This is a genomic window from Helicobacter zhangjianzhongii, assembly GCF_030249855.1.
Classification (GTDB): Bacteria; Campylobacterota; Campylobacteria; order Campylobacterales; family Helicobacteraceae; genus Helicobacter_B; species Helicobacter_B zhangjianzhongii.
Window position 1 is genome coordinate 1 of record NZ_JANURN010000012.1, and the last position, 26,343, is coordinate 26,343.

The window sequence follows — 26,343 nt, forward strand, 5'->3', positions numbered from 1 at the left end:
TAAAATTCCCCCCCCCCCCCCCCCCATATCCTAGCTGAAAGTAATTTTAAGACCGAAGAGCTTGTTTTTAGTTTTTAGTTGCTTTTGTGCTGTTAGTTTATGGTGGGCGTGGTGTTGGGCGTCCCTAAAAGTGGCGGGGTATCTTGAACACACCAAAGGAGAGATGAGATGAAAAAAGTTGTAGTCAGTGCTGTTGTGGCTGGAATTGTAGCCGTAGGTGCGAGTGCGTTTGATTTAGGCGGAGCTTTAAATGCAACAAAAAACTTTGTAGATAATACCGCAGATATTGCAAGTGGTAAAAGACAAAAAGAGCAAGAAGCAAATAAAAAAGCTAAAGAAGAAGCAGATGCTAAGGCTCAAGCTGAAAAGGATAAAATTGTCGCACGGCAAAACCAATATGCCGCATTTTGCAAAAAAGCCTATCATCAGCATAAAGTTCCATTTGGTGAAGATACGCGCGAGGAGCTTACGATTTTTGCCAATCAAGACACCCTAATGGCATACGATGGGACTGTGCCTGAGAAGTTTGAAAAAAAGACCTGCTATATCTTCTTGTCGGATTATTTCAATGTCTTTGGCGGAGAAGAGGAGTTTAAGAAAGAAACGGCTAAATATAAGAAATAGATTAAGAAAATTACGATACAATACGAAACCAACCAAAAGAGCTAAGGCATTTAATATCCTGTATCAAAGGGTGAGCTATGCCTTGCTTTTTTTCTGCTTTTCAACTTCGTTGCAAGCAACTTCTACTAAAAATATCTTGTGTTTGTCTTTTAATCCCTAGCTTCTCGTATGCCAATATGCCTGTCATCGATGTTACAGCCATAGGAAATATGATACTGCAATATAATCAAATGCTAGAAGAAGCCATTAAGTACGAAAAAGAGCTTTCAAAGCTTGGTATAGATACAGGCAGAGTAGGAGGGATTCTTGGAAAATTAGATGCCTTAACCAGTGGTGCATTAGAAACATTATCCGCGTTAGAATCTTTGCCTGGCACATTAGATTCGCTTTTGGCAGGAATCAAAGAAGATTGCGATTTCTTAATGAAAGATAAGCTATTTAAAGATATGGCTGATAAATTTAAGGATAACTCTTTTGCCGATTTTGTAACGGGCGAACTTAAAACACAAACTATGTGTCTAGCCGCAGTAAATGATTCAAAAGCTATGAGTGAAGTTTTAGGTGATAAGTTAGCCCAAGCCCAACAAGCTTTAAAAAAAGGAGACCTAGAGAAATATGACCAAACAATGCAAGAATATAATGCCATACATACAAAACAAGCAAAAATAAATCAGCAAATGACAAAAGACAAACGAACGCAATGGAATGAGTTTTATGCAAAATATCAAACAAAGAGCAAAGATAAAAATGTGCGTGGCTATACTAAGAGCTATATGAATGAGCAAATGAAAAACTTGCTGGAGCAAGCTAGTAAAGCTCAAACACAAACTGATTTTCAAAACTTTACCAATCAAATACTTATTGAAATATTGAGGGTTGCTCAATTAAATTATGAGATGATGATGAATTTTAACAATACAATGATAGCAATGCAAGATATAGATGATAATTTAGACAAGAAAATGGCAAAGAATTTAGAAATAGACAAACAAAAACTAGCAGAAAACAGGGAGCAGCTAGGTGTTTTTGCCAAAGATTCACCATTTGAAGATTTAAAAGGAGAGTTTAAAAAGGACGCTCTAGGGCTTCCTGTGCTAGATTTTGGTAAGAAGTAGGAGCTAGGTATGGATAGCTCGGCTTCACTCTTACGCCTTGTTGTTAATCTCATTAACTCCACGGGCAATCAAACCCTACAAAACATTTATCAAGGCTGTGCTGGGCTCTATACAAGCTCCATTGTCTATACGCTTTTTGGTATTAGCTTTACAATTTGGCTTTTTCTAAAGATTAAGGGCGATTTTAGTAGAGCTGATATGTTTAAGGCAATGGTGTGGCTTGTGATATTTATCCTTGTTAAAGTCATTCTCTCTAGCTATGAAAACTATATGGATAGCTTGGGGGTATTTAAGATTCCTTATTATTGGTTCTCTTTGGGGGTGAGTGAGTTTAATGGTGGTAGCACTGATTTAGAAGTGATGATTTCTACACAATGGAGAATGGTCAAAGATAATAGCGATAGAATCTTTGATTTGGCAGGCTGGAGCGAGATGTCGTTGTGGTTTATAGGAGCGGCGTATTTTCTTGTGGGGCTGGTGTTTATGATAGCTTTTGTCATAATGACCGTGCTTTCACAATTTATGGCAAATGTGATTCTCTCACTTGGCGCACTTGTATTTCCGCTAGTGTGCTTCTCACAAACGCGTTCAATCTTTTTCTCTTGGCTGAAACTCTATATTGGTTTGAGCTTATGGAGTCCTTTTGCTGTGCTTCTTAGCTCTATTCCAAATAGTGTTACCAAATATATGCAGCAAGGGCAGGTTCTTATCGCAAATAGTGGGGATTTAGCCGAAGTGGCGTTAGTTGGTATCGTGCTAATGATGTTTTCTATCTTTTTGCTAACAAAGATTCCGGGTTGGGTAAGTGCGATTATTGGTAGCGCAGATTCTAGTGGTTCAGGCACAGGACTAGCTGGAGCTATCAATAATGGAGCATTTATAGGCACAAGAATGCTAGCAGGTATGGGGCAATATGCTAAAAACCGCGCTGATGGACAGAGCATAAGGGCAGCCGCCACAGGAGCTATGTGGGCGATGTTTGGCGGGGAGCACGGCAATCACGCCGCACAAGGGGCGGGCAGAGCCGCACTTAAAGCCAGCAGAGCAACAAAAGGCTGGGTCAGCGATAGTGCAAATAAGTTTAGGGGTAAAGACACGCCCCATACTACCTAAAGGAGCAAAAAGTGGATACGCAAGAACAAGACAATAAAGAACTACAATCTAAACAAGATAAGCTTAGTGAGAAGAAAACTAAAGCCCTAGCGATGCTTTATGCTCTAGTGCATTTTTGTGGCAAGGCATTAGTATTTGTAGCTGGCTATACACATAAACTAGGGGATTTGCTTATCACTCTAGCAGAGAGAAGGGCAAAAAATGAGCAGCCAAGCCACTTAAGGAGCTAGAGGGGGAAGAACTAGGGCTTGATGAGAAGTTTATAATCCCACAAACCCCAAAGGCTAAGAGCGAGCACGCCGCAAAAGTGCTACAAGATTTTTCTAATAGCTATGCTGATATGGATAATGTAATTAGTCTTATTCAGCGCGATGAGCAAAGATTAAAGCAAGAAGAGCAAGCCTCACCACAAGAAACGCCTAGTGAAGAAAAAAGCCTTGATAGAGAGAAAAACGAACTAGATAGGGCTATTGCCTCTATCGCGCAGGTGCGTAGCATTGTGGATATACTTAAAGCACTCTATGCTATGGAAAAGGCTTTATATGAGCTAAGGCTTGCCACAAACAAGCCAAATGCTAGAGACTATATGCAGCAGATACAAGATTCTAAGCATAAGCCACTGACTGCAAACTTTTTAAAAGAAAGCCTAAGAGTGCTTAAAAGTAGTAAGGAGAAAATCCAAGAGTGTGCCAAGCATTTGCAGCTTGAAAGGTCGTTTGCAAAGGAGCTTCGCAAGGATATAGCAATGCTTGATTTAGTAGAATCCAAAGAATCAAAAGCTGCATATATAAAACAGATTGATAAAAAGCTTTGTGAAGCAAGGGAGAAATTCCCTAGCCTAGAGCAAAACTACCCTAAAATACTTCAAGCTGCAACAAATGCCATAAAGCAACCCTTGCAAGAGCTTGGTAAAAACGCGCTTAAAACTATGCCTATTGGTTTATAATATTTTAGCTCTTCTGTCATCTTTTACCTTGTGCGCATTTGTAGGATCTATTGTGTTGCTTAAAATGTAAAATCTAATGCTTCATAGCTTTTTTATTGCTTTATTTTCTTCAATAAATGCCCTATACTGCTCTTTAAAATTCTCAAAAGTGCCATTGTGGATTTTCTCTCTTAAGTGCGCTTCATAAATGGCAGGATTGGTGATGTTTTGCTTTTTACAATACCAATGCAAGAAAACATCTATCAGCTCATTACTAAGCAACTCTTGTGTATGGGTGCTAGAGTGTGTTTTACTGGGCTCTTGTGTTTGCGTTTGATTTTCTAAACCTAAAAAATTACAAAGAGCATTAAGCTCTTTGAGTTTATAAGGGCTCTTTTTCCCTTTTAGATATTCCTGCAAAATCATAACTTTTTGCTGGCACATCTTAAGCACGAATGCCTTATTCTCTAAAAGTTTAGTTTCATAATCTTGTAGCATTTCTCTCACGCTATCGCTTATTTCAATATGTACCAGAGCTTTAAGATGAGAATCTAAATCCTTTGCAATTCCTATCATCACAAACGCATTAGACTTTTTATGCAGCGTGCGAGCCATTATCAAATCCGCATTTATTTGAGATTCTGTATTTTTGGCTAAATTTTTCTCATTAAGTGCTATCTCACTTTGAATTTGGCGCAATACAAAAATATCTGCTTTTGTTTGTTTTTTTGTGCGTAGAAATTCTGCATAAGCCTGTTTCTTTGCAAGGCTGTCATAAGAGCTTTTATAGTAGAGTCTTTGCTCGCGTAATTTTCTTATTTGTTCTTGTAATTGTTTCTTTTGTGTTTGATAGCCCTTGTTGCTTTGTCTAAGTGAGCAAAGCTCTTTATTTGTTGCTTTTATAGAATTAAGCAGCTGAAAATAGCATTTATTGCCTGATTGGATAAGCAATTTTAATTCATTGATAAGCTTTCTTTTTTCTTGCATATGCTGAAAAATTGTTTTAGTAAGGTTATGGGATTTTGTCTCATAGAGCTGGATTTTAGATTCTAGTGCTGCAATTTGTTTGGCGATATTTTCAGCAATATTTAGTGGTATCTCAATACTTGCTTTTGCGCTTTCTTTAAGCAAGTCGCGCTCATATCGGTAGCTATTTTTATAATTGAAGTTAGGATTGTGAAAATTGAGTGCATTTTTAAAATCCTCTCGTAAAAGATTCCAAAAGTCTTTTATCTCTTGCTTATTGTTAAAGTGAAGCTTTTTGTGTGTGAAAATATTAGTTTTATTAAGAATGATATGAATGTGTGGTTTGTGCTGGTGGGTATGAAGCACACTCACATATTTATAACCATAAAAATGTGTCTGCATTACTTCTTTGACAGAATCTTGCAATGCCTTGATATTGCACTCACTTTTTAGCTCATCAAGACAAAAGGTAAAGTGCCACGCCTCTTTTGCATTTGGCTGTGTTGAAAAATCTTTCTGCCATTGGCGCAAAATCTCATCAATCCTTATAGGCTGATGAGATTCATTAAAGGCAAAATCAAATGCGCTATTGCGTATCACATAACTTAGGGCATTTTTCACGCCATTACTTGAAAGATTAGATAAGAGCTTGATAACAACCTGTTTGGAGAATGCGCTTGATTTTTGAGGCAATATTGCGCGACTTGGCATAAAAGTATAGGAGCTAGAATCTAAATGCTCATCTCTTACTTTTTTGCGTTTTTGCTCTTTATAATCAAAAAAGATACGCTCTAATTGTTTAAATGTTTTCATAAAAGTATTGTAGCGTGTAAATTTGAAACATCAAGCAATACGCTTAGAAGCTATAAAGATAGCAATGTTAGCAGGATAACCCTAAAAGGCACACGATTTTCCTAACAAATGCCTAAAATAAGGGATTTGTTAGGAGATTTAGAGATTTTTTGTAAATCTCTAAATGCGTGAAGAATCTTTGCAATTTTTTTGAAAAATCACAGAAATAAAAATTTTTTTATTAAAAGGACAAAGCATTCAATATAGCACTATCTCTTTCTGCCTCAAAGCACCTATATATCGTGCTTGCAGGCTCTAAAAAAGTAAATATCAGCAAAAATTCACCATACAAGCAAAATTTTTGGGCACTTAATAGCAACAAATCCCATAAATACGAGCTTTCTGCTGATTTATTAAGCTTTTTTAAGTTCGCAATGCGTCCTTTTAACTTTTGGGAATTTTTTCATCAAAATACCCGCCAGAGAAACCACAAAAGGACGGCAAGAATGAAAAGAACACTGGTCAAAATAGGCATATTTATGATGTTGGCTCAAGTGTATTTGTATGGAGCATTTGGAGCAAATCTCAAAAATGCCATACAAACAGAGGTCAATTCCACAGGGGATATTGTGATTTCTGTTATCCATATGATTGTGGGCATTATTGGCGGGCTTATGATTTGTTTTATCGCCATTGCTGCCAAGCTTAAGCCCGAAATGATTAAAGACAATATGAAATTTATTATTTGGGTTGCCATTATTACAGGTGTGTTATGGGGCGTTACAAATAATGGTGTGAGTGTCTTTCAATGATTGAGATTGATAATTTTAGAGAGATTACTAAAAAAGATAAAGTCTATCTCCCAAAAACCAACATCGGCTTAAGTCGAAATATGCTTTTGCTTGCCTTGCTTTTGGGTGGTGGATTGTATCTTTTTGTTGTGTGGTGGGCAATTCCAATCTTTTTTCTTATTCTTATTGTATTTTTAATTTGTGAATATTTTGATGAAGATATGTATGATATTTTTCTCATCAATACCAAATTTAAAACGCGCCGTAGATTCTATGCTTAGGATTTTTGATGATTAAAAAGCTAATAGAACCACTGCGTAAAATTATCTCAAGCGATAATATTGATACTTTTAATGAAGCATTTAATAGTGCTATGCAAAAGAGCGAGGGGATTTTGCATTTGCAAGAGCCTAAAATCTATGCAATGAGTGAAGAATCTAATATTGCCTCAAAATATAACAATCACTATATCGCCACAAAAGATGGCAATCTTTGTGCTGGATTTGCAATCGGTGGTATCAGTTATAGTGCTGCAAGTATCAATAGAGAGCTAGAGCTGGTGCAAAGTAGGAATCGCTTTTGGAGCAAACTAGATTCTCATATAGAAATTAACATCTTTTGTAAAAAAGAGCGACTTAATCTTAGCTTTGATTCTAGCTCTAATAATCCATACGCACAAGAGATTATTAAAAAATGGGAGAGTGGTGTTGTAACTTATAAAATCAATTATTATCTCATCATCTCTACAAAATCTAAAAAACTCACAGGCTATTTTGAATCAAAGAAATCAAAACTTACAAGTGAGCAAATTGCAGATAATCTAAGCCCAGAGAATAATACAACACGATTTGAATTTAAAGCCAAAAAGCTTGATGAAGTATGCCAAGAATTAAAAAGTGCATTAGGAGAGTTTAATCCCACGCAACTTGATTCTGATGATATTATTAACTTCTATGCTACTTATTCTAATATGCAAGAGACAATACTGCGATATGGATATAGCAATATCACAGATTCTTATATCACTTCAGATGTGGAGTTTAAGAAAGATTATATTATTTTTGCTCGCAATGATGAACAAGAAGTGCTAGGGCGTTTTATTAGTGTTAAAGCCTATGAGACAGAAAATATATCAAGTATTTTACCGACAACGATTTTACGAGAAAATAGCGATTATTATTTGATTTTTCATTGTGAAGCACTGGATAGAAAATCATCAATAGAAAAAGTTAGAAATACCAAGCTCTACGCGGTGGGCTTAATCCAAAATGCCCTAGAAGAACTCTTGCAAGAAATTAAATCTGATAGAGAAAAACTTTTAAAATTTTCTCTTAGTATTCTTGTGCTTTCTCATAATGGTGCAACTGAAAGTGAAAAGCTCCAAGAGCTGAACACAAAAACAAATGCGCTTATTGCCATTTTAAAAGCACAAAATCTAAGTGTGGCAAAAGAAAGCTTTAATCTCAAACCTTTGTATTTTAGCTTTTTTCCAAGTAGGGGCAACCTTAATGCCAGAATCCGCACACAAACGAGCTCGGTAGTTAGCACGCTTTGCACATTTGAAAATGATATTCTAGGCTTTAAGAGTAATCGCTGGGGTGATAGACCTGTGAGTATTTTGCGGCATTTAAGTGGTAGCCCTTACTTTTTTAATTTCCACGACAGCGAGCATAAAAGCGCGGCAGGGCATACGCTAGTTATTGGTGGCACAGGCTATGGGAAAACCACGCTTATGCAGTTTCTTATGCTCAATCTTTTTAAATATGATATTCATATCTTTGCTATGGATAAGCTGCGCGGTATGCACAATTTTACTAATTACATAGGAGGAGAATACCACGACCTAGAGCTTGATGGCTTTAAGTTAAATCCTTTTTCACTAACAGATACTGCAGAAAATAATAACTTTTTAAAATCGTGGCTATGTGAAATGGGTGAGATAAGCAAGAATGAACACGAGCTACGAAATATTGTAGGCGATACATTAAAGCAAATACGAGAAACACAACAAGCCGAGTTTGAGCATATTTTTACCCTGCAAGATTTCTATGATAGCCTGCAGTTTCCAAACTCCCAAGATGATATAAAAATCCGCTTCAAAGACTATCTAGGTGGCTTGTTTGACAATACACAAGACGCGCTTAATTTTGATAAACAGCTCGCCATTCTTAATATGGATTCTATTTTGAAAGATAAGAAAAATGCCGCGCTTTGTGCGCTCTATCTCTTTCATAAAATTAAAAATATCTCTAAAAATAGCAATAAGGGCTTTTTTATATGGATTGATGAGCTACGCGACTATCTTAATGATGAAAATATGTGTAATGCCATTATTGAATCTATTATGGAGATACGCAAAATCAATGGTGTTATCACAATGGGCGTGCAGAATCTTGACTTTTTTAGCAATGTGGCTAATGCAGATGCCTTTATAGAGAATATGGCAAATTTTATCATTTTCCCCACCACAGATGAGCGCACACTTCAAAAGCTAGAAGCCCAGCTCTCCCTTACAGGCAGCGAAGTAGAGTTTCTCAAAAGCTCTAGTAAAAGTGCTAGACAGATTCTTTTAAAGCGCAAAGAACAATCCTCCATACTTGATGTGAATTTTGCGCGACTTGGCGAGCATTTAAAAATATTTAGCTCTGAAGCTGAAGATGTTAATGCGTTACTTGAATGCAAGAAATACCACCCGCAAGAGTGGCGCACAATGTATCTCAAAAACCAAAAATCACTTCTTGCCACAACCCCACACTATCTAAAGGAGAAATGATGAAATCACTTTGTATCGCCATTTGTATTGGGCTTTTGTGTATTGGCTGCAGTAACAAGAGGGCAAAAATCCCGCCAAAAAGCCCTTGTGCTTGTTATGACCTGATTATTGATATGGAAAAAAGGGGCTAAATAATGACTTTTAGCGACAATGAGCTAAAAAGAGATGCGAATGTTCTTTTTAAGCTAGAGCGGCATATCAAGCAGTATATGTTCTTTTGGATTATTTTAGAATCCATTATTATCGCTCTGCTTGTGTTAGCCATTATCATTATGCTCCCCCTTAAACAAAATGTCCCATATCTTGTGTTTTTTTCCAATGCAGAAAGCAACTTTGTGCGCGTGGAGCAGGCAAATCTTAATATCCGCGCAGAAGAAGCCCTGCTTAAGTCTATTCTAGCCAGCTATGTGCAAAAACGCGAAACAATCAACCATATTGATGATGAACACCGCTTTGAAGATGTGAGAGAGCAAAGCTCGCGTAAGGTATGGGATACCTTTAGAAGAATTGTAACCCAAGATGATTCTATGTATTCCAATAAAGAACTTACAAGAGAAGTGCATATTGTCAATCTTAGTGTGCTTTCCAAAGAAGTGGCAAATGTGGATTTTATCACTATCGTGCAAGATGCGAAAAACAAATCCTTAAAACGCTACCGAGCCACACTCAAATACGACTTTGTAGAACAAAGTATCAATTTTACTTCTGTGCCAAGAAACCCCACAGGCTTTGTGGTGCAAGAATACGCATTGACTGAAATTTCCATTAAAGACCAAACAGGAGAAGACAAATGAAATATGCTCATATCATCTTACTTTTTCCCTTTTTGCTGCCAGCTTCTTTGTGGGCAGATTCTGTGTTAAATGACGCTGATAGGGCAGAAGTAGCACGCAGAATGCAGGCAGGGCAGGAGCAAATGCTTGATACAATCAATAAAATCCAAGATATGCAAGAAGAGCGAGAAGCACGCAAAAATGCCCCACTCACAGATTCTACAAGCAGGGACTTTAGCTCTAGCTCTGCACCTTTATCACAAGAGCAAAAGCCACAAGAGCCACCAACCGAACAAGAAATCTTACTAAAAAAGCAGGCTGTGCGAAGCCAGAATCTCAAAGCCATACAAAACCAATTCTTTGCCAAAAACTACAAAGGCACAGAAAACACCATAACCATAGACTATGTGGAAAATACCACCTACAAAATCCGCACAAGAATCGCGATGACTAGCACAATGATTTTTCCCCAAAAAATTAGAAACTTTATCTTAGGCGATAATGTGGGGTTTGAAGTGCTAGAAGTGCCTAATTCTCAAAACACCCTAGCCATACGCCCCAAGCTCATTGGCGTGGATACCAGCCTTGCTGTCTTTACAGAAGATGGCAAGCTTTATTCTTTTTATATCTTTTCAACAGATTTTACATCGTGGAAAAATCCGCATTTAGTGGTATTTGTCAAAGATAAACGCACCATTATTGAAAAAAACAAAGACCCATTCTTTGATGAGTATTTTTATGTAGAAGAGGGTATCAATAAGTTGCGTGTGAAGAAAAAAGAGGTTTATAAACGCTACAAAGTTAAAGCCAAGCGACAAAACACTTGGCTTGTGCCTGAAGAAATCTTTAGTGATAACAATTACACATTTTTTAAATACGATAAGAATCGCTACCCACAAATCCCTAGTATTTATGTCGTGGTAGATAGGCAGGATTCTCCCATAGAAACGCGCGTTATAGGGGATTTTGTGATTACTGAAACGGTCGCTGATAAATTCACTATCAAAATCGGTGAAGCCTATGTCTGCGTAGAACGGGAGAAAGTGCAAAAAGGCGAGAAATGAGCTATCTTAAAGTGGGGCTATTCACACTTGTTGGAGCTTGTATTGTCTATGCAGGTGTAAAAGAAAACCTTGAGTATCTCTTTGAAAGCAAGTTTCCTATAAGCGATTATGTGTGGCAGTCCCAAAAGGGTGCAAATGCTAGTAATCTCTCAAAAAGTGATGTTTTTACAACAACTGATGATAAGCCAAAACTGAAAATGCTAACCGATGAGTTTGGCAACCCCATACTTGATGAATTTGGTAATCCTATTTATATTGATGAGTATGGCAATATGTATTCTAAAAATGGCAAACCTTTAGGCAAAAAGGTGCTGCTAGATAAAAATGGAAATCCAATCTTAGATAAAAACGGCAAACCCATAATCTATGATAAAAATGGAAAGATTATGGGCAGTGAAGATTCTTTACTGCTTGATAGTTTTGGGAATCCTGTGCTTGATAAGGATGGGAATCCCATATTTGTGGATAAAAATGGGAATCTCAAAGATAAAAATGGAAAAACCATTTTAGATTCTAATGGAAAGCCTATCAATGTCAATGATACACAAGCCTTGAATGATTTTTTAAATCAAAGCACACAAAACTCACTTGATGAGCAGCTTAAAAGACAGCAGGAACTCCTAGCCAAAGAAGCGCAAAGACAAAAAGAACTCCAAGAACAAATGCGCAAACGCCTTGAAGAAGAAGAGAGAGCTAGAAAAGTCCTAGAAGAGCAGCGCAAAAATGACCCAGCCTATCAAGCCCTACTTGATAAGCAAGAAGCACAAAGAGCGAGAGAGATGGCACTCGCACAAGAAAAGGAGCTTTATAAAAGCGCGGTGCTAGGAGAGCGTGTAAGCGGAAACTCTCAAATCTTTGCACAACAAAGCTCTCGCTATGGGGATAGCGGATTTTCTAATCAAAAAAGCATAGACATCGCCACAAACGAACATCGCCTTTACAGAATGATACGCGCAGGGCGGCTAATCCCAGCAGTGCTAATGACTCCTATTGTAAGCAATATTGAAGGAATTATCACAGCACAAGTGGAGCAGGATATTTATGCGGCTCAAGGTAGAACCGTGCTTATCCCGCGTGGGACTAAAGTAATGGGCTTTTATAAAAATGATAACAAAATCGGTCAATCGCGCCTCAGTATTGTTTGGCGTGAGATGATAACACCACAGGGCGTTAATATCTTGCTAACTAATGCGATGAGTGCGGATTCTCGTGGGATAAATGGGGTTGAGGGCTATTTGGATAATAAATTTAAAGAGCGTTATGGGTTAGGACTTTTTCTTAACACTCTAAGCAATGGGCTAATGATTAGCATCTCTAATCTCACGCAAAAAAGCGGCACGATGACAAGCCCCTATACTGCGCAACTCTTCTCCACTGCGCAAGGAGATATTAACAATATCTTTAAACAGCTCATCTCTGAACAGGCAAAGATTAAGCCAACCATTGAAATACGCGCGGGCAGCAGAATCTACATCACACCCACCACGCATATGTGGTTTCCTGTGCCTAAAAATGGCGAGATTATGGCGCAGTATTTTAATGATGAATACCAATAAGGAGGGGCAAATGGATAAAAATAACATCAAACAAAAAATCATTGAGTTAGAAAACAATATCAATCAACTTAAAAGCACCATAGCACGAACAGAAAAGAATCTTATAGCCCTCAAAGAGCTTATTTGGGAGAGAGAGGCTAAAAAAGAGAGTAGCAAGATGTATAAAGTGCTAGAAAATGAGAAGTCTAGCACCATTGTAAGAAGCAATGTTGGAGATGTGGTTGTAGATAGGGAGTTTATGGAAAAAGAAATACAAAAACATCTCGATAGTCCTGCACTAAGAGGAATGGTAACCACAGAAGAAATGCTCTCTTACCCCAAAGTCGCGAGAAATGTGGAAGCAGAATATAATGTGGAGCATAAAGACTACACTTGGAAAATCAAGGCAAATGATGAAAATGTTTTACTCTATGGGAGCAGAGAATATAAAAAAGACAATAAAGATATTAACAGATTATTAACAGCACATTCAAGAACGGAATCAAATCAGAGAGTAGAATATAGCGAAAATGGGCGGACAAGGTCAGCTCCGCCTCCGTTATTTAATGACCCCAATTTTCGCACTTCCGCTAACGACACCATTATACCACAAAACAACAACACGAACACAAATCAGCAAAAGCCACATATCCCCATACAAGCAGAACTGCAACGCAAGCTTACTATCAACCTAAACAACTTTGAGCGTGTCAGCAACAAAGAGCAAAAGCAAAGCTTTCTTGCAAGGGCTAATGAAATTAGCAAGCAAGCCCAAAATCTGCACATTGAGCTAGACTCTAAAAGTATGCAAAGACTGGAGCGTTGCAACCTAACACAAAACAAACTCAACACAAAGGAGCGATAAATGGAACATATTAGCCAAAAAATCCACTCTGCCAAAGAGCGACAAAAAAGCAGAGTGAGTGAGAGCAGATTGCTTGCGCGCATAGAAAAGCTAGCCAAGCAACGCGAAAAACACCAAAGGCATATACAAAAACTAGATTCTAAGCTTGAAGAGAACTTTAAAACGCTGGAAAGCCTAGAACATAAAGGTGCGCTCTAATGGAGCACATCACGCCAATCCTCGCTCAAAAGCTTAAGGTGCTTGATAAATATTTGCGCTTGAATGCCAATGAGCTTATCATCAATAATGCAGGCGAGCTATATATAGACTATGGTCAAAGGTGGGAATATGTGCAAGATTCTATGCTAAGTGCAAGCTTTTTAGAATCTTTTCTTATCCAGCTAGCCACCAAAAGAGGGCAACGCTTTAATGAAAAACACCCTAGCCTATCGTGCGAGCTGCCACCACCTTATGATAGATATAGATTGCAAGCCCAGCATAAAAGTGTGCTGTTTCACTCTAATGTCTGTATCTGCATACGAATCCCAAGCAAACAACGCTTTAGGCTAGAACAATTTGTCCTAAGTGATAGAGTCAAAGAGCAGTGGGATTATGCCGCTATTAAAGCTCTAATCCCACAGAAGAAAAATGTGCTTATTAGCGGTGGCACAGGCACAGGAAAAACAAGCTTTCTTAATGCCCTAATGAGTGAGATTCCAGAAAATGAGCGCATTGTGAGTATTGAAGACTCACAAGAGCTACTTATCCATAATCGCAATAAAACCCAGCTTGCTATTCCAAAAGAAGCCAACGAGATTTATAGCTACACACAAGCTATCAATAATGCTATGCGCCTACGCCCCGATAGACTGCTGCTTGGCGAGATAGATATACGCAATACTTTGGCATTTTTGCGCCTTAACAACACAGGACACGAGGGCAATCTCTCCACCTTGCACGCCAATAACAGCGAAGATGCTATCAATGCCTTAATTACCAATGCAATGTTTGGAGGAATGAGCGATAGAGCAGCACTTAGAGCTTATATTCGCACTGCAATTGATTATATCGTGCAGATTAAGCGCGAAAAAAATGAACGCATTATTAGCGAGATTCTTGTTGTCAAAGACCATATACCAAAGGAGATATAAATGAAACAAAAAGCCAAAAGAGTGCATATAAGCCTAGCCACAAAAGATTATGAGATTTTATGCAAGAAAGCCGAGCTTATGGGACAAAAGAAATCACGCGTTCTTCGCCAACTTCTCCACTTAGAAGAAGCACATAATATCCTAGAGCTACTGCACCGCACATCTAGTTTTAATACCCAAATGCTCCTTGAAATTTCGCGTGTGGCTGGAAATATCAACCAAATCGCCTATCATCTCAATGCAGGATTTAATGTAAATGAAGAGCATTTTGAGAGACAAGCCCAAGAAACAAAGCGGATTTTTGCAGAGTTTCACGCCCTAGCCAAACAGAATCAAAAGCTTTTAGCAAGGATTTTCAATGCGTAATAAGAGCCAAGCTATAATGCGCGATATTACATCACTACTTGTGTGCGTGCTATTAAGTATATGTATCTATGGCATAAGCATTATGTATTATTTTCATATCCATTTTTCTTGGCAGGGCGTGCAAGAAGCCTGTCATATAGGCGTGCAGATTCTGCAAAATCTTGGTAATCCAGCCTTAAAGCTCAAGTCCTATATGGCACTTATTTTTGCTTCTTTGCCCCTCATTGTGTGGGTGATATTTTCACTAATGGGCAATGCAAAGCCAAAAGGAAATTATGGCAATGCACGCTTTGCTAATGAAAAAGAGATTCAAGCAATGGGGCTTAATTATGAAAGCGGTATGATATTTGGCTGCTTGAATAAAGGCAGGGACAAAAAGCTCTTTATCCGCTCCAATCAACCACTCTCTACCCTTATTGTCGCACCACCTGGCACTGGAAAGACGGCAAGTATTGCTATCCCTAATCTCTTATCCCTACCTCAAAGCTGTGTGGTGCTTGATATTAAAGGGGAGCTTTATCAAAAAACTGCAGGATACAGACAGCAAAAACTCCACAATAAAGTGCTGCTTTTCTCCCCTTTTAACGATGAAAACACAATGTTTTTTAATCCCTTTGATAACAAAGTCATTAAGGAAATGAGCTTTGTGCAACGCAAAAAGCTTGCCGACCAAATCGCTGGGACAATTTTTGTAGGAGAAAAAGGCAAAGAAAACGACCATTGGGTCATTTCTGCCAAAACAATGTTTAGCTTTTTTGCACTCTATGCTATGCAAAAGTTTGGACATACCACCCTAGCAGAACTCGCCCAAGCTCCAAAAAAAAGATTATTACAATGAGCTTCAAGGGGACTATTTACAAATGTGCCAAATCCAAGATGAAGATACAGGGGAATTTGAGAGAAACCCTAAAGAAGACACACTCAAAGCCTTTTTTCTGCAAGTGGCTAATGATGAGAGTATAGATGACATCGTGCGCAATCAAGCACGCCAATACTCTAGCGCAGCGCAAAATGAATTTGCAAGCATTAAATCCACCTATGACACCTTTATGGCAGTCTTTAGCAATCCACAAGTAGCTAGAGCTGTTTCAAAGATGAGCTTTGATTATGAAGATTTGCGAGAAGAGCATATCAGTATGTATATTGTGATACAAACCGAAGATATGGATATTCTCGCCCCACTTATCCGCATTCTCCTAGAATCTATGTGTAAAAAACTGCTTACAAAAGAAAATAACGACCCCAATAAATTTATTTATCTTATCCTAGATGAGTTTGTGCGCTTTGGGAAAATGCCATTTCTCTTAGAAATGCCAGCACTTTGTAGGAGCTTTGGGCTTGTGCCACTATATATCACACAAAGCTATGAGCAGATTAAAAAATACTATGGTGAAGATGATGTAAAAATTATCCGCGCTAATGTCGCTTATCAAGTTATCTTTCGTATGAATAGCTTTGAAGATGCAGAAACCCTAAGCAAAATGATAGGGGATTTTACACGAGAAAAGACAAGCACATCAAAAGGCAACCTTGATATGCTTAAGCAAAATATCTCCACTAATGCTGAAGGCTATAAACTCATCACTGCACAAGATATTCTTAGCAATCCAATGGATAAAATCTACATTCTCGTGGGCGGATTCTTAAATCGCCCCATAAAAGCAGATGTCAATTTTTGGTTTAAGCTCAAAGAATGGCAAGGAGCTGACAAAATCCCCTATATCCCACCAGAGACACAATCACAAGAAGTAGTGCAGAATCTAGGCAAAGATTTAGTCAAGGAAAATAAGGAAGAATGCAATGTTTATGAATACAAATTTAGGGGGCTTAAGGGCTACTAGCACAAAGTCCAAATCTGTGCTTAAGAGATGAAAAGCATAGTTTTGGGCTTTGCCCACTCTTGCAAGTATTAGCGTTTGGTTGGTAACAAAATGCCTTGCTTGCAAGAGAATTTTTCTAAGGAGTGCCTATGCAAGAACAACAAGAGCAGACACCCACACTGCCAGAGGGAGCAATCCCTATCAGCCAAGAAGAAGCAAATGAGCTGCTTGAGTTAGGATTAGCTCAAACACAAGATGTGGCTATCCAAGAGAGCGAAGCCTAAAAATACCAAAACACAAGGAGAAAAAATGTCAGCACAACCAAAAAAATGGGAAGAATACACACACGAGGAAAGAAAAGAGAGTTTTAATAACTACGCCAAATACAACATTATCCAAGCCATAAAGAGCAAAAGCGCGCCTTGGCTTGAGGCAAAAAATGCTAAAGAACTCCAACATACTAGACCATTTAACGCCCAGATAGGCAGACCCTATGAGGGACTAAATGCAATTTTACTAGAGAGTAAGCAAAAAGAACTTGGCTATGAAAATGGCTCGTGGATTACTGCCAAGCAGGCTAATTTTCTAGGAGCAAAGCTCACAGGGGAGCAGCTTAAACAAATGCAGGGCGTTAAAATCTCTTATATCAAAACCAAAGAAGCTACTAAGGTGCTTGATAAAAAAGGGAATCCAAAGACAAAGCCACAAGTTGATAAAAATGGCAATACCAAAATCAATCCAAAAACAAATAAGCCCTACTATGATTTTGTCTATGATATTAAGGAACTACCTGCACCAATCCTAGAGACCACAACGCTCTATCACACTTCACAAATCCCAAGCCTTGATAAAAGCAGGCTCAAAGAGCTTGATTTATCACTCAATGAGCCAAAAGACATAACAACAAACTATCTTAAGGGCATAGGCTTAACTGAACACACACAAAAGCAAATTAGCAATTATCTCCAAGCCCAAGCTGGACTTGAGCGATATAGACCCCTGCCAAAGCCACAGCTAGATATATCACAAAATAAAAACCAAGAAAACACAATGCAGCGATAACGCAATGAAAGGCAGAATTTATTAAGAAAGGAAGCAAATGGAACAAAAGGTAAGTATAAGGGATTTTCTAGGACTGCAAGAGAGCTACCAAGAACAAGAAGCGTGGTGTGAGCAAGAGCATAGCATCACACAAGAAGAGCTTAAAATCTATGGCTATTTGCTGCAAGAAATGAGAGAACAAGCAAAAGGGCAAGAGACAATACTTGCAAGGCAGAGTGATGAGTAGGGTGCTAGAAGAGCTTGCTAAGGATTTAGAAGAGAAGATTCTGCACGCGCTAGAATCTGGCAGTGCGCCTTGGATTAAGCCTTGGCAAAATGATGGGATCTTGCCGCATAATCCCTACACAGGCACAATTTATCAGGGCATAAATGCCCTGCGCCTGCTGTGTGATGAATATACAGAGAGCAAATATCTTACCTTTAATGAAATTAAAGCTCTTAATGGTTCTGTGAGAAAAGGAGAGAGGGCAAGCTATGTGCTATTTGTAGGACAAAAGCCCATCACACAAGAAGAAAGAGAAAATACTAGGGGATATGTCTTTGAAGATGAAGAGGGACGGCTATGGCAAAAGATTTTTAAGAAAATCCCTATTTTTAATATCACTCAATGTCAAAACCTTGATATGCAATTACTCGCAAAACACCAAAAACAACATAATATTCATTTTGAGATAAAACAGCGTGATAGATTCCAAGAAAACCCTTTTATTGAGCAGATTCTAAAAAACTCTCATATCCCCATTATCCACCATAACAAAGATAGAGCTTACTATTGTGTTAATAGCGACACAATCTATCTTCCACCAAAAGAAAATTTTGCTACTAAAGAGCAATATTACTCAACCGCACTGCACGAACTAGGACACGCCACAGGTGCAAAACATAGGCTAGGAAGAGCATTAAGTGGAGATTTTGGGAGTGTGAGCTATGCCAAAGAAGAGTTAAGAGCAGAGCTTTATTCATTTTTACAAGCCCTAGAGCTTGGCATTGATTATGATATAAAAAATCACGCTTCTTATGTAAAAGGTTGGCTCAAGATTTTACAAGATGATAAGAGCGAGATTTCAAGGGCGATTAAAGATGGTGTGAGAATGGTGAGCTTTGTCAAAGAGCAATGGTATCCCACCAAAGAGCAAGAGCGCACACCACAAAAGGCTAGAGTCAAACCAAGAATCCAAAATAAGCTAGAAAATGAGTTGGGGCTTGAGCGATAAGCCAAATTCTACCAAAGGGGCAAGAATGAAAGAAAGCATAATCATTATTGAAGCACCAAATAAATGTGAAAAAATAGCCGCTTTTAGCGGAGCAAAAGACAAGAACTTAAAGCTACCACAATCCTATGAGTTAGATTATAGAATCTGCTCAAGTTTTATAGACAAAGCCTTGAAGACAAAAAGAAAGTGAGCGTTTGTTTATGCTATATGCCTATTTAGCGAGCTATTGCCCTATTTTTAGTATAATTTGGGATAGAGAATTGCATAATATAAATGCTTCGCAATTTGTCCTTTTAATTCTCACAAAAGGAAAGAGAAAATGAGCGCACATATCAATCAATCAACGCTAGAACACTTCGCGCATTATGTGTGGTGGGAAGATAGCAATGAGCTTATGCGCTCTAATCCTTTACGCATTATCGCTAGTGCTATGCGCTATGCTAATAGTCCAAAAGAGTATGCACTGCTATGCAAGATTGATAAGGGCGTTTTACAAGAAGCCCTTAAAAAAGCGCAAGCTGGGTGGTTTGATGAGAAAAGCTGGCATTATTGGCATATTATGCTCTATGGAGAAAATGCCATAATCCCAACACTACCAAAGCGAAGTTTTCTGCAAAGCTAGCAAATGAAGCCTATTTTAGAGATTCTGCCACAAGAGCAGAGAGCACTATATCCGCATTTAGCACAAATCACAGGGCTTGGTTTTGTGCTTTTTGGTGGGACTGCGATTGCCTTGCAGCTTGGGCATAGGCAATCTGTGGATTTTGATTTTTTCACGCATAAGAGTATTGATAGGTCGCAAAAAACCTTACTCACGCTTGAAGGCATTAAAGTAGGCACGATATTGCAGCAAGAAAAAGATACGCTCGTGTTTATGACAGAATCAAAAGTAAAGCTCTCTTTTTTTGGGGATATGGATTTTGTATCAAAAGCCAAAGCCACTCAAACAGATGATGGGATTTTGCGTATCGCAGATATGCAATCGCTTCTTGCCACTAAGCTTAAAGCCACTTGTGATAGGGCAGAGTATAAGGATTATTTTGATATTGCCACGATATTGCGGCAAACAGACATAAGCCTAAAAAATGCGCTAAATGATGTAGGCGTGTTTTTTGGCAGTGATTTTCCACTCGTCCAGATACTTAAGGGCTTAACCTATTTTGATGATGGAGATTTGCACAGGCTTACAGAGCAAGATAAAAAACTGCTCATAAAAGAATCTAAAGAAGCAAGCCAGTGGCTAAGTGCTGCTTGTGAGCTGCAGGCAAAATTTGATAGGGTGCTAGGCAATATTGAGCGCACAAGTAATGAGAAGCAAAGAGAAAAATTTTTACAAAAGGCAGAATCTCTGTGCAAAGAAGCGCAGGGCAAGCATATTAGGCTTGATTCTAAAAGAGTGGGGCGGCTAGATAAATATAGCAAGCGTATTGGTATAAACAAAGATAAAGGACTAGGCGAAGAGTAGTCGGGATTTGAGGCAATAAGTAGGGCTTGTTTAGGTTTTTTAGATTTTGGAGCTTGGAAGCTCCTGCGTGTTTGGTGGTAGGAGAAGTGATTAGCTTGTAGAGTTTTGCCCATTGGTGAGCGGGTTTAGAGTGCAAAGATGGTGTTTTTAGGGATTATGCTGTGCTTTTTGGGCGTGTTGGAGGGTTAGGGTTTTATTACCCGCCTTTAATAAAAGGACTTTTTGCGAGCAGCTAGGCAAAAACAACGCGTTGTTTTTGATGAAATGTTGCGCTTTAGGCGCGCCTACCAATAGCTCCGCCGATGTTGTCGCGCTTACCGCGCTTCATCGGCTCTATCTAGGGCGCAATCTGCGTGCTTACGCGCTTGATTTTGCCACTAGATGTGTAAAACATTTTCCCTCCCCTGATACCACATAAATAATAAATCGCCACAGAATCACTATTGCAATTTTTACGATATGACATTACAATGGCAATTGTAAAACTTAACCAAAGAGGAAACGCAAATGAGTAAGGAAATACAAAAGGATGGTTTAAAAAGGGGACCAAAACCCACTGCTAAATCTACAGGCGAGAAAGACCAAAGACGCAAAGACAACAAAGATACACCAGGAAACACCAATGAACTGAAGCCATCAAAAAACTCAAAAAAACAGAAGTAAGACATATTTAAGCAAAACTTCGTTATAAATACCGAATCTCTTCAAGGAGAATTGGCTCAAAGGTTTATCCTTTGGGTTTCCCAGCCTAGTTGCTGGGAGATAAAAAACTTATTAGTTTATTTCTAACCCTATCCACTTCCTCTTTTCTTGCTTTATAGTAATAGCTTATAGTTCTTCTGCTGTCAAAAGCTCTAATCTGCCCCAGCATTGCAGTAACGACCACATTATGTTTTACATTAGTTAATCTAGCAAATGAAGAACCACTAAGTTTTTTTGTGGTAAGCGGTATTCCTATGAAAGCGTCCATATAATTTGGAATATATATCCTCTTTAACACAAGCACGGGTCTTCTAAAGTCTTGCTGCTTACCAAAAACTTCACACCCAATATTCTGCCCGATATGCACCCAATATACACAGCCCTCTTTAATGTAATGCCGTGTTTGATTGTTTTGTATAGTTTGTTTTAGTGTATTCCACTTATTAAATTGGATAGTGTTATCCATAATTAACTCCTTTTATTTTTATTTTTTTATTTTATGTGTTCTCAAATTAGAACACATAAAATGTTGAATAAGCTGCTTATTTCTTAATATTTATTACTTTTATACAAGACTTACTTTTTTATAATGAAGCAAGCAAGGGAAATGCGTTGTATAGGGGCTAGGCGTGCTTGCCCGCCTAGCCTAAATGTCAAATACCAAGAAGCACTTGACACAATTAAGCAAATTATTGCTATAATGACAACGCATTTAATAAGCATTGAATTGTTTCTCCTTTCGGCGAAGCAATTCCCCTTAGTGAAGTTGCAGCTTCACTAAGGAGTTACGAGGCTTCACGGCAGAATTATAACACAAGTATTCTTTTATCCCTTTATTGACCACATTTTTCAGCCTATTTCTATATGCTCCATTTTATTTATTATATGTAGATTTATAATTATATTTTTAATATATAAAAATAATAATTTATTGATATTAAATATTTTATATATTATTTATTTAATATTATTTTATTACTAAAAAATCATTATTTAATGTATTATAAATACTTATAAACATATTTACAATAATCTTATACAATTTCTAAAATATTTAAATAAGGATAAAAAATGATTGTTTCAATCGTTAATGAAAAAGGTGGCAGTGGGAAAACAACGCTTGCAGTAAATATCGCCTGCAAACTCGCACAAGAGGGAGATGAAGTGCTACTTGTTGATGCCGACCCACAAAGAAGCACTGAAGCCTTTCTCAATATCCGCACAAACGAGAATCTCCCCCTACTTTTTAATTCTGTTACCAAACTTGGCGATGGGCTAGCAAGAGAGGTTAAATCTCTAAGTCAAAAATACGATAGCCTTGTGATTGATACAGGCGGGCGAGATTCTAAGGAAATGCGCCAAGCACTAGCCATTGCTGATATTATCATTATCCCAAGCGTGCCAAGCCAATATGATGTTGTGGTGCTTGATAAAATGATTTCGCTCTATGATGAAGTCAGTGCCATAAACCCAGAATCTAGAGCACTTATTGTGATTGATAAAGCCTCCCCCAACCCCTTTTTAGAAAAGAAAATTAGCGATTTACGCAGCTATATCAATGAGAAGAACCTAGAGAATCTACACTTAATGAACTCTATCATCTATGAGAGAGAAGCATATAAAAATGCAACTTCAGCAGGAATGGGAATTACAGAGTTTTGCAAAGGTGGTGAAAAAGCCTTTGATGATTTTGTTCGCTTTTATGATGAGTTAATAGAATATATTAAAAGTATATAGATTATATTTTTAATATTATTTATTTAATATTTAATAAATAATATATTTTATTCTAATAAACATTTATTTTTTTATTAAAAAACATCTTATTAACTATTTTATAATAATATTTCATATCTATAAATTTTTTGTATAAGGTTGCAAAATGGCAGGACTCAAAAACATTAAAACAAACTCATTCAAAAAGGTAGAGCAAGAGCGCGAGCACACTGCTTCTACAAGTGTAGCGGAGTTTATCAACCACGCAGAGGGCGAGACAAGCAAAATAGCCCAAAAAAGGCGTGGCGCACCACTAAAAAGCGAAGCCAACAAGCGCACGCAAAAGGTGCTAGTGTATTTCACAGAACGCGAGATTCTCAAAATCCAAGAAATGGCAGAAGAAAAAAATATGAAAACTACCGAATTTATCCGCTTTAAAATTTTTAACTAAAATACAAATGCAGAATCTATTTTAGGAATGAAAATTAGACTTTTCAAACTTTTTAAAAGTAGAGAGAATCTCGGCATATAGGCAAAAAGAAGTATTTTTAAGGTTTAGACATTCTGTGTAGCAAAACTTAAAGTGTGTATTTTAGGGCTTTTTGGGCTTTAAGAATTGCGAAACCTTAAATTAAGCAAAATAAAAGGAAATGCTATGCAGCCAAACGCTACAATTTTTGCAGGTGTCAATGGTAGCGGAAAAACAACGCTCTATTATAACGAGCTAGAAAAGGGGCGTTTATTTGGGCTGCGTGTCAATATTGATGAAATCGTCAGCTCATTTGGGGACTGGCGCAGCGAAAAAGACCAAACACGCGCTACAAAAATCGCCCTACGCATACGAAAACACTACATACAAACCCACCAAAGCTTCAATCAAGAAACTACACTTTGTGGCGCAAGTATCACAAAGCTTTTTTCCACCCTAAAAGCCAATAATTACGCAATAACGCTCTATTATGTGGGATTAGATTCTGTGGAGAAAGCCAAGCAGCGGGTAAAAATCCGCGTGGCAAAGGGTGGGCACGATATAGATTCTAAGCTTATTGAAAGAAGATTTTGCACATCATTACAAAATCTCAAAGCTATCGCGCCACTTTGCGATGATGTGCTACTATTTGATAACAGCGCAGAGAGCCTAAAGCTCATCGCGCAAAAACACCAAATGCCAGCTGGTGCTTTTAACTCTGTGCTTGAGGGTTTCATTACTGAACGATTAGATAAGTAGGAGGCAGTATGCGCCCTTATGATTATGTGCTACTACCACTGCACGAGATTCTAAGCACTCTTAATTATGAAAAAAAACTAGAAAAAAGCTCCACGCGCCATATAACAATGAATCATAGCAATGGCGATGTTCTTGTAATTACACGCAAGCCAAATGGACATTATCTCTATTTCAATCCATTTAATGAAAGGGACAAAGGAAATATTCATCATTTTTGCAAGCTTCGCTCTATTGATGTAAAAAAACTTATTGCTGGCAAACATATTGATTTAAATCATCACGCCATAGAACCAACAGAACTACAAGATAAAGAGATTAAAGCAAGCATTAAATTTAAAGAATTTAGAAGCATCAATCTTTCAAGCAAAAATCCAGCATATCGTGGCTTATATTTGCGTAATCGTGGAATAAAAGAAGAGATTTTTTCACATCTTACAATAAAAATTGATACTTATAAAAACATCTGTTTCCCTACTTATACTTATGAGAAAAAACTCAATGCAAAAGACCTTGTGCAGTGCGGATATAGCGCGAAACTCAACCAACCACTACCAAAAGACAAAGAGGGCAAAAACTACAAAAAACCGCTATCTACACTTGCATTTGGTAAAAAAGGAATAGAAATTTTAAAAGACAAACGCACAAAGAGTTTAAAAGATATTAAATACATCATCATTACAGAATCTAGCATTGATTCTATGAGTCTATTGCAAATCCTTGAGCTTGATACAAAAATATCTCTACTTTGTGCCACAAGTGGAACTTTCTCAAAATCAGCCAAAGAAGCTTTATTGTTCTTGTTACAAAATTGCTCAAATTCTATTTATATTTTTTTAGGATTTGACAATGATAAACAAGGCAAAGTATTCACAAAACAGCTTGAAGAACTCTTACAACCTTTTTCTTTTACTTATGAAATAAAAATCCCACAACATAAAGATTTCAACGAAGACTTACAAACATCTAAATGCGATTCTTAAATCTTAAAAACTTACATAAATTATAAGAATCATTATCGCGCAGTTTTCCCCTTTTAAATTTTGTTTTTATATTGTTTGTTTTAGATGTGCTTGCAATATCGCTGGGAGCGTTGCTAGAGTGATTTTTAAAAGGACATATTGCGAAAATTAAAAGGACATATTGCGAAAATAAGCGTTATTAAAAGGACATATTGCGTAATGTTTAGAATGCTTTGTTTTGAGTTAAGGTATGGGTTTTGTGCTGTTTTTTGTGAGCTTAATTTTAAAAGGACATATTGCGAAAATTAAAAGGGCGAATTGCGAAAAGCTGTGGGAAATGTTAGAAATAATGGGTAAAAGTTGATTTGTTACACATTTTTAGCTAGACTCTAGGGAAGATAATACATAGAGACGCAACTAAGGATAGGGTGTAATGGAAGAGATTAAGGCTGCAGTGTTGCCACCACAGCTGGATTTATTTGGTGAGCCTATCAATCCAGCCGAGCAGCTTGCTGATGATGTCGTGTATGAGAAAGATTTAAGCGTAGAGTATGAGAATCGCTTTAATCAAATCATCTTTAGGGACTTCACAGAAGCAGATTTTAATATTTTCTTTATCCTTTGTGCTATTGCCAAAAATCAGCGCACAAGAACTATCACTATTAAGTTTGAGCAAATGCGTGAGTTTGTAGAGAGCGACAAGAATAGGCGGCGGTTTTATAAAAATATTATAGACTTTGCCAAGAAGCTAAACTCGCTCAAAGCAGAAAAGAGCCAAATTGATGAAGAGGGCTATGAGCGGTTCTCTGCCTATACTTTTTTTGAAAAGATTATGGCAGATGAAAAGAGCCGCACGCTTGTGATTAAAGTTACAGAAAGCTCTATGGAGCTTATCAATGATATAACCTCGCACTTTACGAGGTTTGAGGTGCGAGAGTTTTGCGCTATCAACAATAAGTATGCTAAGAATCTTTATAGACTTTTAAAGCAGTTTCAAGCCACAGGCAGATATGTGGTAAAATATAGTAAATTCAGGGAGCTAATGAGTATCCCAGCAAAGTATGAGAGCTGCGATATAGATAAGCGTATCCTTAAGCCTTCTGTGCTAAAGCTTGCGGAGAATAGCCCCTATACAAATAAGCCTTATTTTGAAAATCTTACCTTTGAGAAAATCAAAGAAGATAGCAATGGCAAGAAAAGCAAGGGGCAAGGTGGAAGTATTGATAGGATAGAATTTGCCTTTACTCCTCGCGCGATAGAGATTAAGAAAAAAGGAGCAGATAAGAGTAAAATTGGGGGGGGGGGGGGGGCGGGGGGGGGGCGGGGGGGGGGGGGGGGGGGGGGG

33 protein-coding genes are annotated in these 26,343 nt (G+C 37.8%); 31 read left to right on the top strand and 2 right to left on the bottom strand.

Annotation, left to right across the window (positions count from 1 at the left end):
- Positions 1 to 168 precede the first annotated feature (168 nt).
- The 5 genes from NYG90_RS09805 to NYG90_RS09825 all read left to right on the top strand — a co-directional run bounded on the left by NYG90_RS09805 (position 169) and on the right by NYG90_RS09825 (position 3,798).
- A complete protein-coding gene (locus tag NYG90_RS09805; protein ID WP_115012458.1) occupies positions 169 to 624 on the top strand; it encodes a hypothetical protein in 456 nt (151 codons plus the stop codon).
- 77 nt (positions 625 to 701) lie between these two features.
- Positions 702 to 1,739, top strand: a complete 1,038-nt coding sequence (locus NYG90_RS09810; RefSeq protein ID WP_115012459.1) for a hypothetical protein — start codon at positions 702 to 704, stop codon at positions 1,737 to 1,739.
- Positions 1,740 to 1,748: 9 nt separating this feature from the next.
- Complete coding sequence (locus NYG90_RS09815; RefSeq protein WP_285264994.1) at positions 1,749 to 2,852, top strand: type IV secretion system protein; 1,104 nt, start codon at positions 1,749 to 1,751, stop codon at positions 2,850 to 2,852.
- 11 nt (positions 2,853 to 2,863) lie between these two features.
- On the top strand, positions 2,864 to 3,082 hold the full coding sequence (locus NYG90_RS09820; protein WP_285264995.1) for a hypothetical protein: 219 nt from the start codon (positions 2,864 to 2,866) through the stop codon (positions 3,080 to 3,082).
- A 77-nt stretch (positions 3,083 to 3,159) separates the two neighbouring features.
- Positions 3,160 to 3,798: a hypothetical protein gene (locus tag NYG90_RS09825; protein ID WP_285264996.1), complete on the top strand. Its 639-nt coding sequence runs from the start codon at positions 3,160 to 3,162 to the stop codon at positions 3,796 to 3,798.
- 81 nt (positions 3,799 to 3,879) lie between these two features.
- Here the strand turns inward: NYG90_RS09825 and NYG90_RS09830 are convergent, their stop codons facing one another.
- Positions 3,880 to 5,556, bottom strand: a complete 1,677-nt coding sequence (locus NYG90_RS09830) for a relaxase/mobilization nuclease domain-containing protein (RefSeq protein ID WP_285264997.1) — start codon at positions 5,554 to 5,556, stop codon at positions 3,880 to 3,882.
- Between the two features lie 485 nt (positions 5,557 to 6,041).
- Here NYG90_RS09830 and NYG90_RS09835 point away from each other — a divergent pair, with 485 nt between their 5' ends.
- The 21 genes from NYG90_RS09835 to NYG90_RS09935 all read left to right on the top strand — a co-directional run bounded on the left by NYG90_RS09835 (position 6,042) and on the right by NYG90_RS09935 (position 20,811).
- Complete coding sequence (locus NYG90_RS09835) at positions 6,042 to 6,347, top strand: hypothetical protein (RefSeq protein ID WP_115012464.1); 306 nt, start codon at positions 6,042 to 6,044, stop codon at positions 6,345 to 6,347.
- Positions 6,344 to 6,607 carry a hypothetical protein gene (locus NYG90_RS09840; protein ID WP_115012465.1) on the top strand — a complete coding sequence of 88 codons (264 nt, stop codon included), beginning with the start codon at positions 6,344 to 6,346 and terminating at the stop codon, positions 6,605 to 6,607. Before NYG90_RS09835 ends, NYG90_RS09840 begins: the two co-directional genes overlap by 4 nt.
- An 8-nt stretch (positions 6,608 to 6,615) precedes the next feature.
- Positions 6,616 to 9,099 (top strand): VirB4 family type IV secretion/conjugal transfer ATPase, encoded by a 2,484-nt coding sequence (locus NYG90_RS09845; RefSeq protein WP_285264998.1) that lies wholly within the window; start codon positions 6,616 to 6,618, stop codon positions 9,097 to 9,099.
- Positions 9,096 to 9,230 (top strand): hypothetical protein, encoded by a 135-nt coding sequence (locus NYG90_RS09850; RefSeq protein WP_258552338.1) that lies wholly within the window; start codon positions 9,096 to 9,098, stop codon positions 9,228 to 9,230. Before NYG90_RS09845 ends, NYG90_RS09850 begins: the two co-directional genes overlap by 4 nt.
- 3 nt (positions 9,231 to 9,233) lie before the next feature.
- Positions 9,234 to 9,893 carry a VirB8 family type IV secretion system protein gene (locus NYG90_RS09855; RefSeq protein ID WP_115012440.1) on the top strand — a complete coding sequence of 220 codons (660 nt, stop codon included), beginning with the start codon at positions 9,234 to 9,236 and terminating at the stop codon, positions 9,891 to 9,893.
- The gene (locus NYG90_RS09860; protein ID WP_285264999.1) at positions 9,890 to 10,936 is read left to right on the top strand and encodes a TrbG/VirB9 family P-type conjugative transfer protein; all 1,047 of its coding nucleotides are present in this window, start codon (positions 9,890 to 9,892) and stop codon (positions 10,934 to 10,936) included. The genes NYG90_RS09855 and NYG90_RS09860 overlap by 4 nt, the downstream gene beginning before the upstream one ends.
- Positions 10,933 to 12,492 carry a DNA type IV secretion system protein ComB10 gene (locus tag NYG90_RS09865; RefSeq protein ID WP_285265000.1) on the top strand — a complete coding sequence of 520 codons (1,560 nt, stop codon included), beginning with the start codon at positions 10,933 to 10,935 and terminating at the stop codon, positions 12,490 to 12,492. Before NYG90_RS09860 ends, NYG90_RS09865 begins: the two co-directional genes overlap by 4 nt.
- 10 nt (positions 12,493 to 12,502) lie before the next feature.
- Entirely contained in the window at positions 12,503 to 13,336 is an 834-nt protein-coding gene (locus NYG90_RS09870) for a hypothetical protein (RefSeq protein ID WP_285265001.1), read from the top strand.
- Positions 13,337 to 13,534, top strand: coding sequence for a hypothetical protein (locus tag NYG90_RS09875; RefSeq protein WP_115012444.1), 198 nt, complete (start codon positions 13,337 to 13,339; stop codon positions 13,532 to 13,534).
- On the top strand, positions 13,534 to 14,466 hold the full coding sequence (locus tag NYG90_RS09880) for an ATPase, T2SS/T4P/T4SS family (protein ID WP_285265002.1): 933 nt from the start codon (positions 13,534 to 13,536) through the stop codon (positions 14,464 to 14,466). The genes NYG90_RS09875 and NYG90_RS09880 overlap by 1 nt, the downstream gene beginning before the upstream one ends.
- Complete coding sequence (locus NYG90_RS09885; RefSeq protein WP_115012446.1) at positions 14,467 to 14,832, top strand: hypothetical protein; 366 nt, start codon at positions 14,467 to 14,469, stop codon at positions 14,830 to 14,832.
- Positions 14,825 to 15,670, top strand: coding sequence for a type IV secretory system conjugative DNA transfer family protein (locus NYG90_RS09890; RefSeq protein WP_285265003.1), 846 nt, complete (start codon positions 14,825 to 14,827; stop codon positions 15,668 to 15,670). The genes NYG90_RS09885 and NYG90_RS09890 overlap by 8 nt, the downstream gene beginning before the upstream one ends.
- 22 nt (positions 15,671 to 15,692) lie before the next feature.
- The gene (locus NYG90_RS09895; protein WP_285265004.1) at positions 15,693 to 16,673 is read left to right on the top strand and encodes a type IV secretory system conjugative DNA transfer family protein; all 981 of its coding nucleotides are present in this window, start codon (positions 15,693 to 15,695) and stop codon (positions 16,671 to 16,673) included.
- Positions 16,674 to 16,801: 128 nt separating this feature from the next.
- Complete coding sequence (locus NYG90_RS09900; protein ID WP_258552339.1) at positions 16,802 to 16,936, top strand: hypothetical protein; 135 nt, start codon at positions 16,802 to 16,804, stop codon at positions 16,934 to 16,936.
- A gap of 25 nt (positions 16,937 to 16,961) precedes the next feature.
- Positions 16,962 to 17,714, top strand: coding sequence for an ArdC-like ssDNA-binding domain-containing protein (locus NYG90_RS09905; protein WP_285265005.1), 753 nt, complete (start codon positions 16,962 to 16,964; stop codon positions 17,712 to 17,714).
- Between the two features lie 37 nt (positions 17,715 to 17,751).
- Positions 17,752 to 17,940: a hypothetical protein gene (locus NYG90_RS09910; RefSeq protein ID WP_115012448.1), complete on the top strand. Its 189-nt coding sequence runs from the start codon at positions 17,752 to 17,754 to the stop codon at positions 17,938 to 17,940.
- Positions 17,933 to 18,928 carry an ArdC family protein gene (locus NYG90_RS09915; RefSeq protein WP_285257730.1) on the top strand — a complete coding sequence of 332 codons (996 nt, stop codon included), beginning with the start codon at positions 17,933 to 17,935 and terminating at the stop codon, positions 18,926 to 18,928. The genes NYG90_RS09910 and NYG90_RS09915 overlap by 8 nt, the downstream gene beginning before the upstream one ends.
- A 25-nt stretch (positions 18,929 to 18,953) precedes the next feature.
- A complete protein-coding gene (locus NYG90_RS09920; protein ID WP_170235201.1) occupies positions 18,954 to 19,118 on the top strand; it encodes a hypothetical protein in 165 nt (54 codons plus the stop codon).
- Positions 19,119 to 19,247: 129 nt separating this feature from the next.
- The gene (locus NYG90_RS09925; RefSeq protein WP_115012450.1) at positions 19,248 to 19,550 is read left to right on the top strand and encodes a hypothetical protein; all 303 of its coding nucleotides are present in this window, start codon (positions 19,248 to 19,250) and stop codon (positions 19,548 to 19,550) included.
- 3 nt (positions 19,551 to 19,553) lie between these two features.
- Complete coding sequence (locus NYG90_RS09930) at positions 19,554 to 20,393, top strand: nucleotidyl transferase AbiEii/AbiGii toxin family protein (protein ID WP_285265006.1); 840 nt, start codon at positions 19,554 to 19,556, stop codon at positions 20,391 to 20,393.
- A 256-nt stretch (positions 20,394 to 20,649) separates the two neighbouring features.
- Positions 20,650 to 20,811, top strand: coding sequence for a hypothetical protein (locus NYG90_RS09935; protein WP_285257732.1), 162 nt, complete (start codon positions 20,650 to 20,652; stop codon positions 20,809 to 20,811).
- A 330-nt stretch (positions 20,812 to 21,141) separates the two neighbouring features.
- Here NYG90_RS09935 and NYG90_RS09940 read toward each other — a convergent pair whose 3' ends face one another.
- Entirely contained in the window at positions 21,142 to 21,561 is a 420-nt protein-coding gene (locus tag NYG90_RS09940) for a type II toxin-antitoxin system PemK/MazF family toxin (RefSeq protein WP_115012452.1), read from the bottom strand.
- A 605-nt stretch (positions 21,562 to 22,166) separates the two neighbouring features.
- Here NYG90_RS09940 and NYG90_RS09945 point away from each other — a divergent pair.
- The 5 genes from NYG90_RS09945 to NYG90_RS09965 form a co-directional block, all read left to right on the top strand.
- Positions 22,167 to 22,832, top strand: coding sequence for an AAA family ATPase (locus NYG90_RS09945; RefSeq protein WP_115012453.1), 666 nt, complete (start codon positions 22,167 to 22,169; stop codon positions 22,830 to 22,832).
- Between the two features lie 145 nt (positions 22,833 to 22,977).
- Complete coding sequence (locus NYG90_RS09950) at positions 22,978 to 23,262, top strand: hypothetical protein (RefSeq protein WP_115012454.1); 285 nt, start codon at positions 22,978 to 22,980, stop codon at positions 23,260 to 23,262.
- A 204-nt stretch (positions 23,263 to 23,466) separates the two neighbouring features.
- Positions 23,467 to 24,039, top strand: a complete 573-nt coding sequence (locus tag NYG90_RS09955; protein ID WP_115012455.1) for an ATPase — start codon at positions 23,467 to 23,469, stop codon at positions 24,037 to 24,039.
- A gap of 8 nt (positions 24,040 to 24,047) precedes the next feature.
- A complete protein-coding gene (locus NYG90_RS09960) occupies positions 24,048 to 25,019 on the top strand; it encodes a toprim domain-containing protein (protein WP_115012456.1) in 972 nt (323 codons plus the stop codon).
- A gap of 412 nt (positions 25,020 to 25,431) precedes the next feature.
- On the top strand, positions 25,432 to 26,343 hold a 912-nt coding region (locus tag NYG90_RS09965), incomplete at its 3' end, for a replication initiation protein (RefSeq protein WP_285265007.1).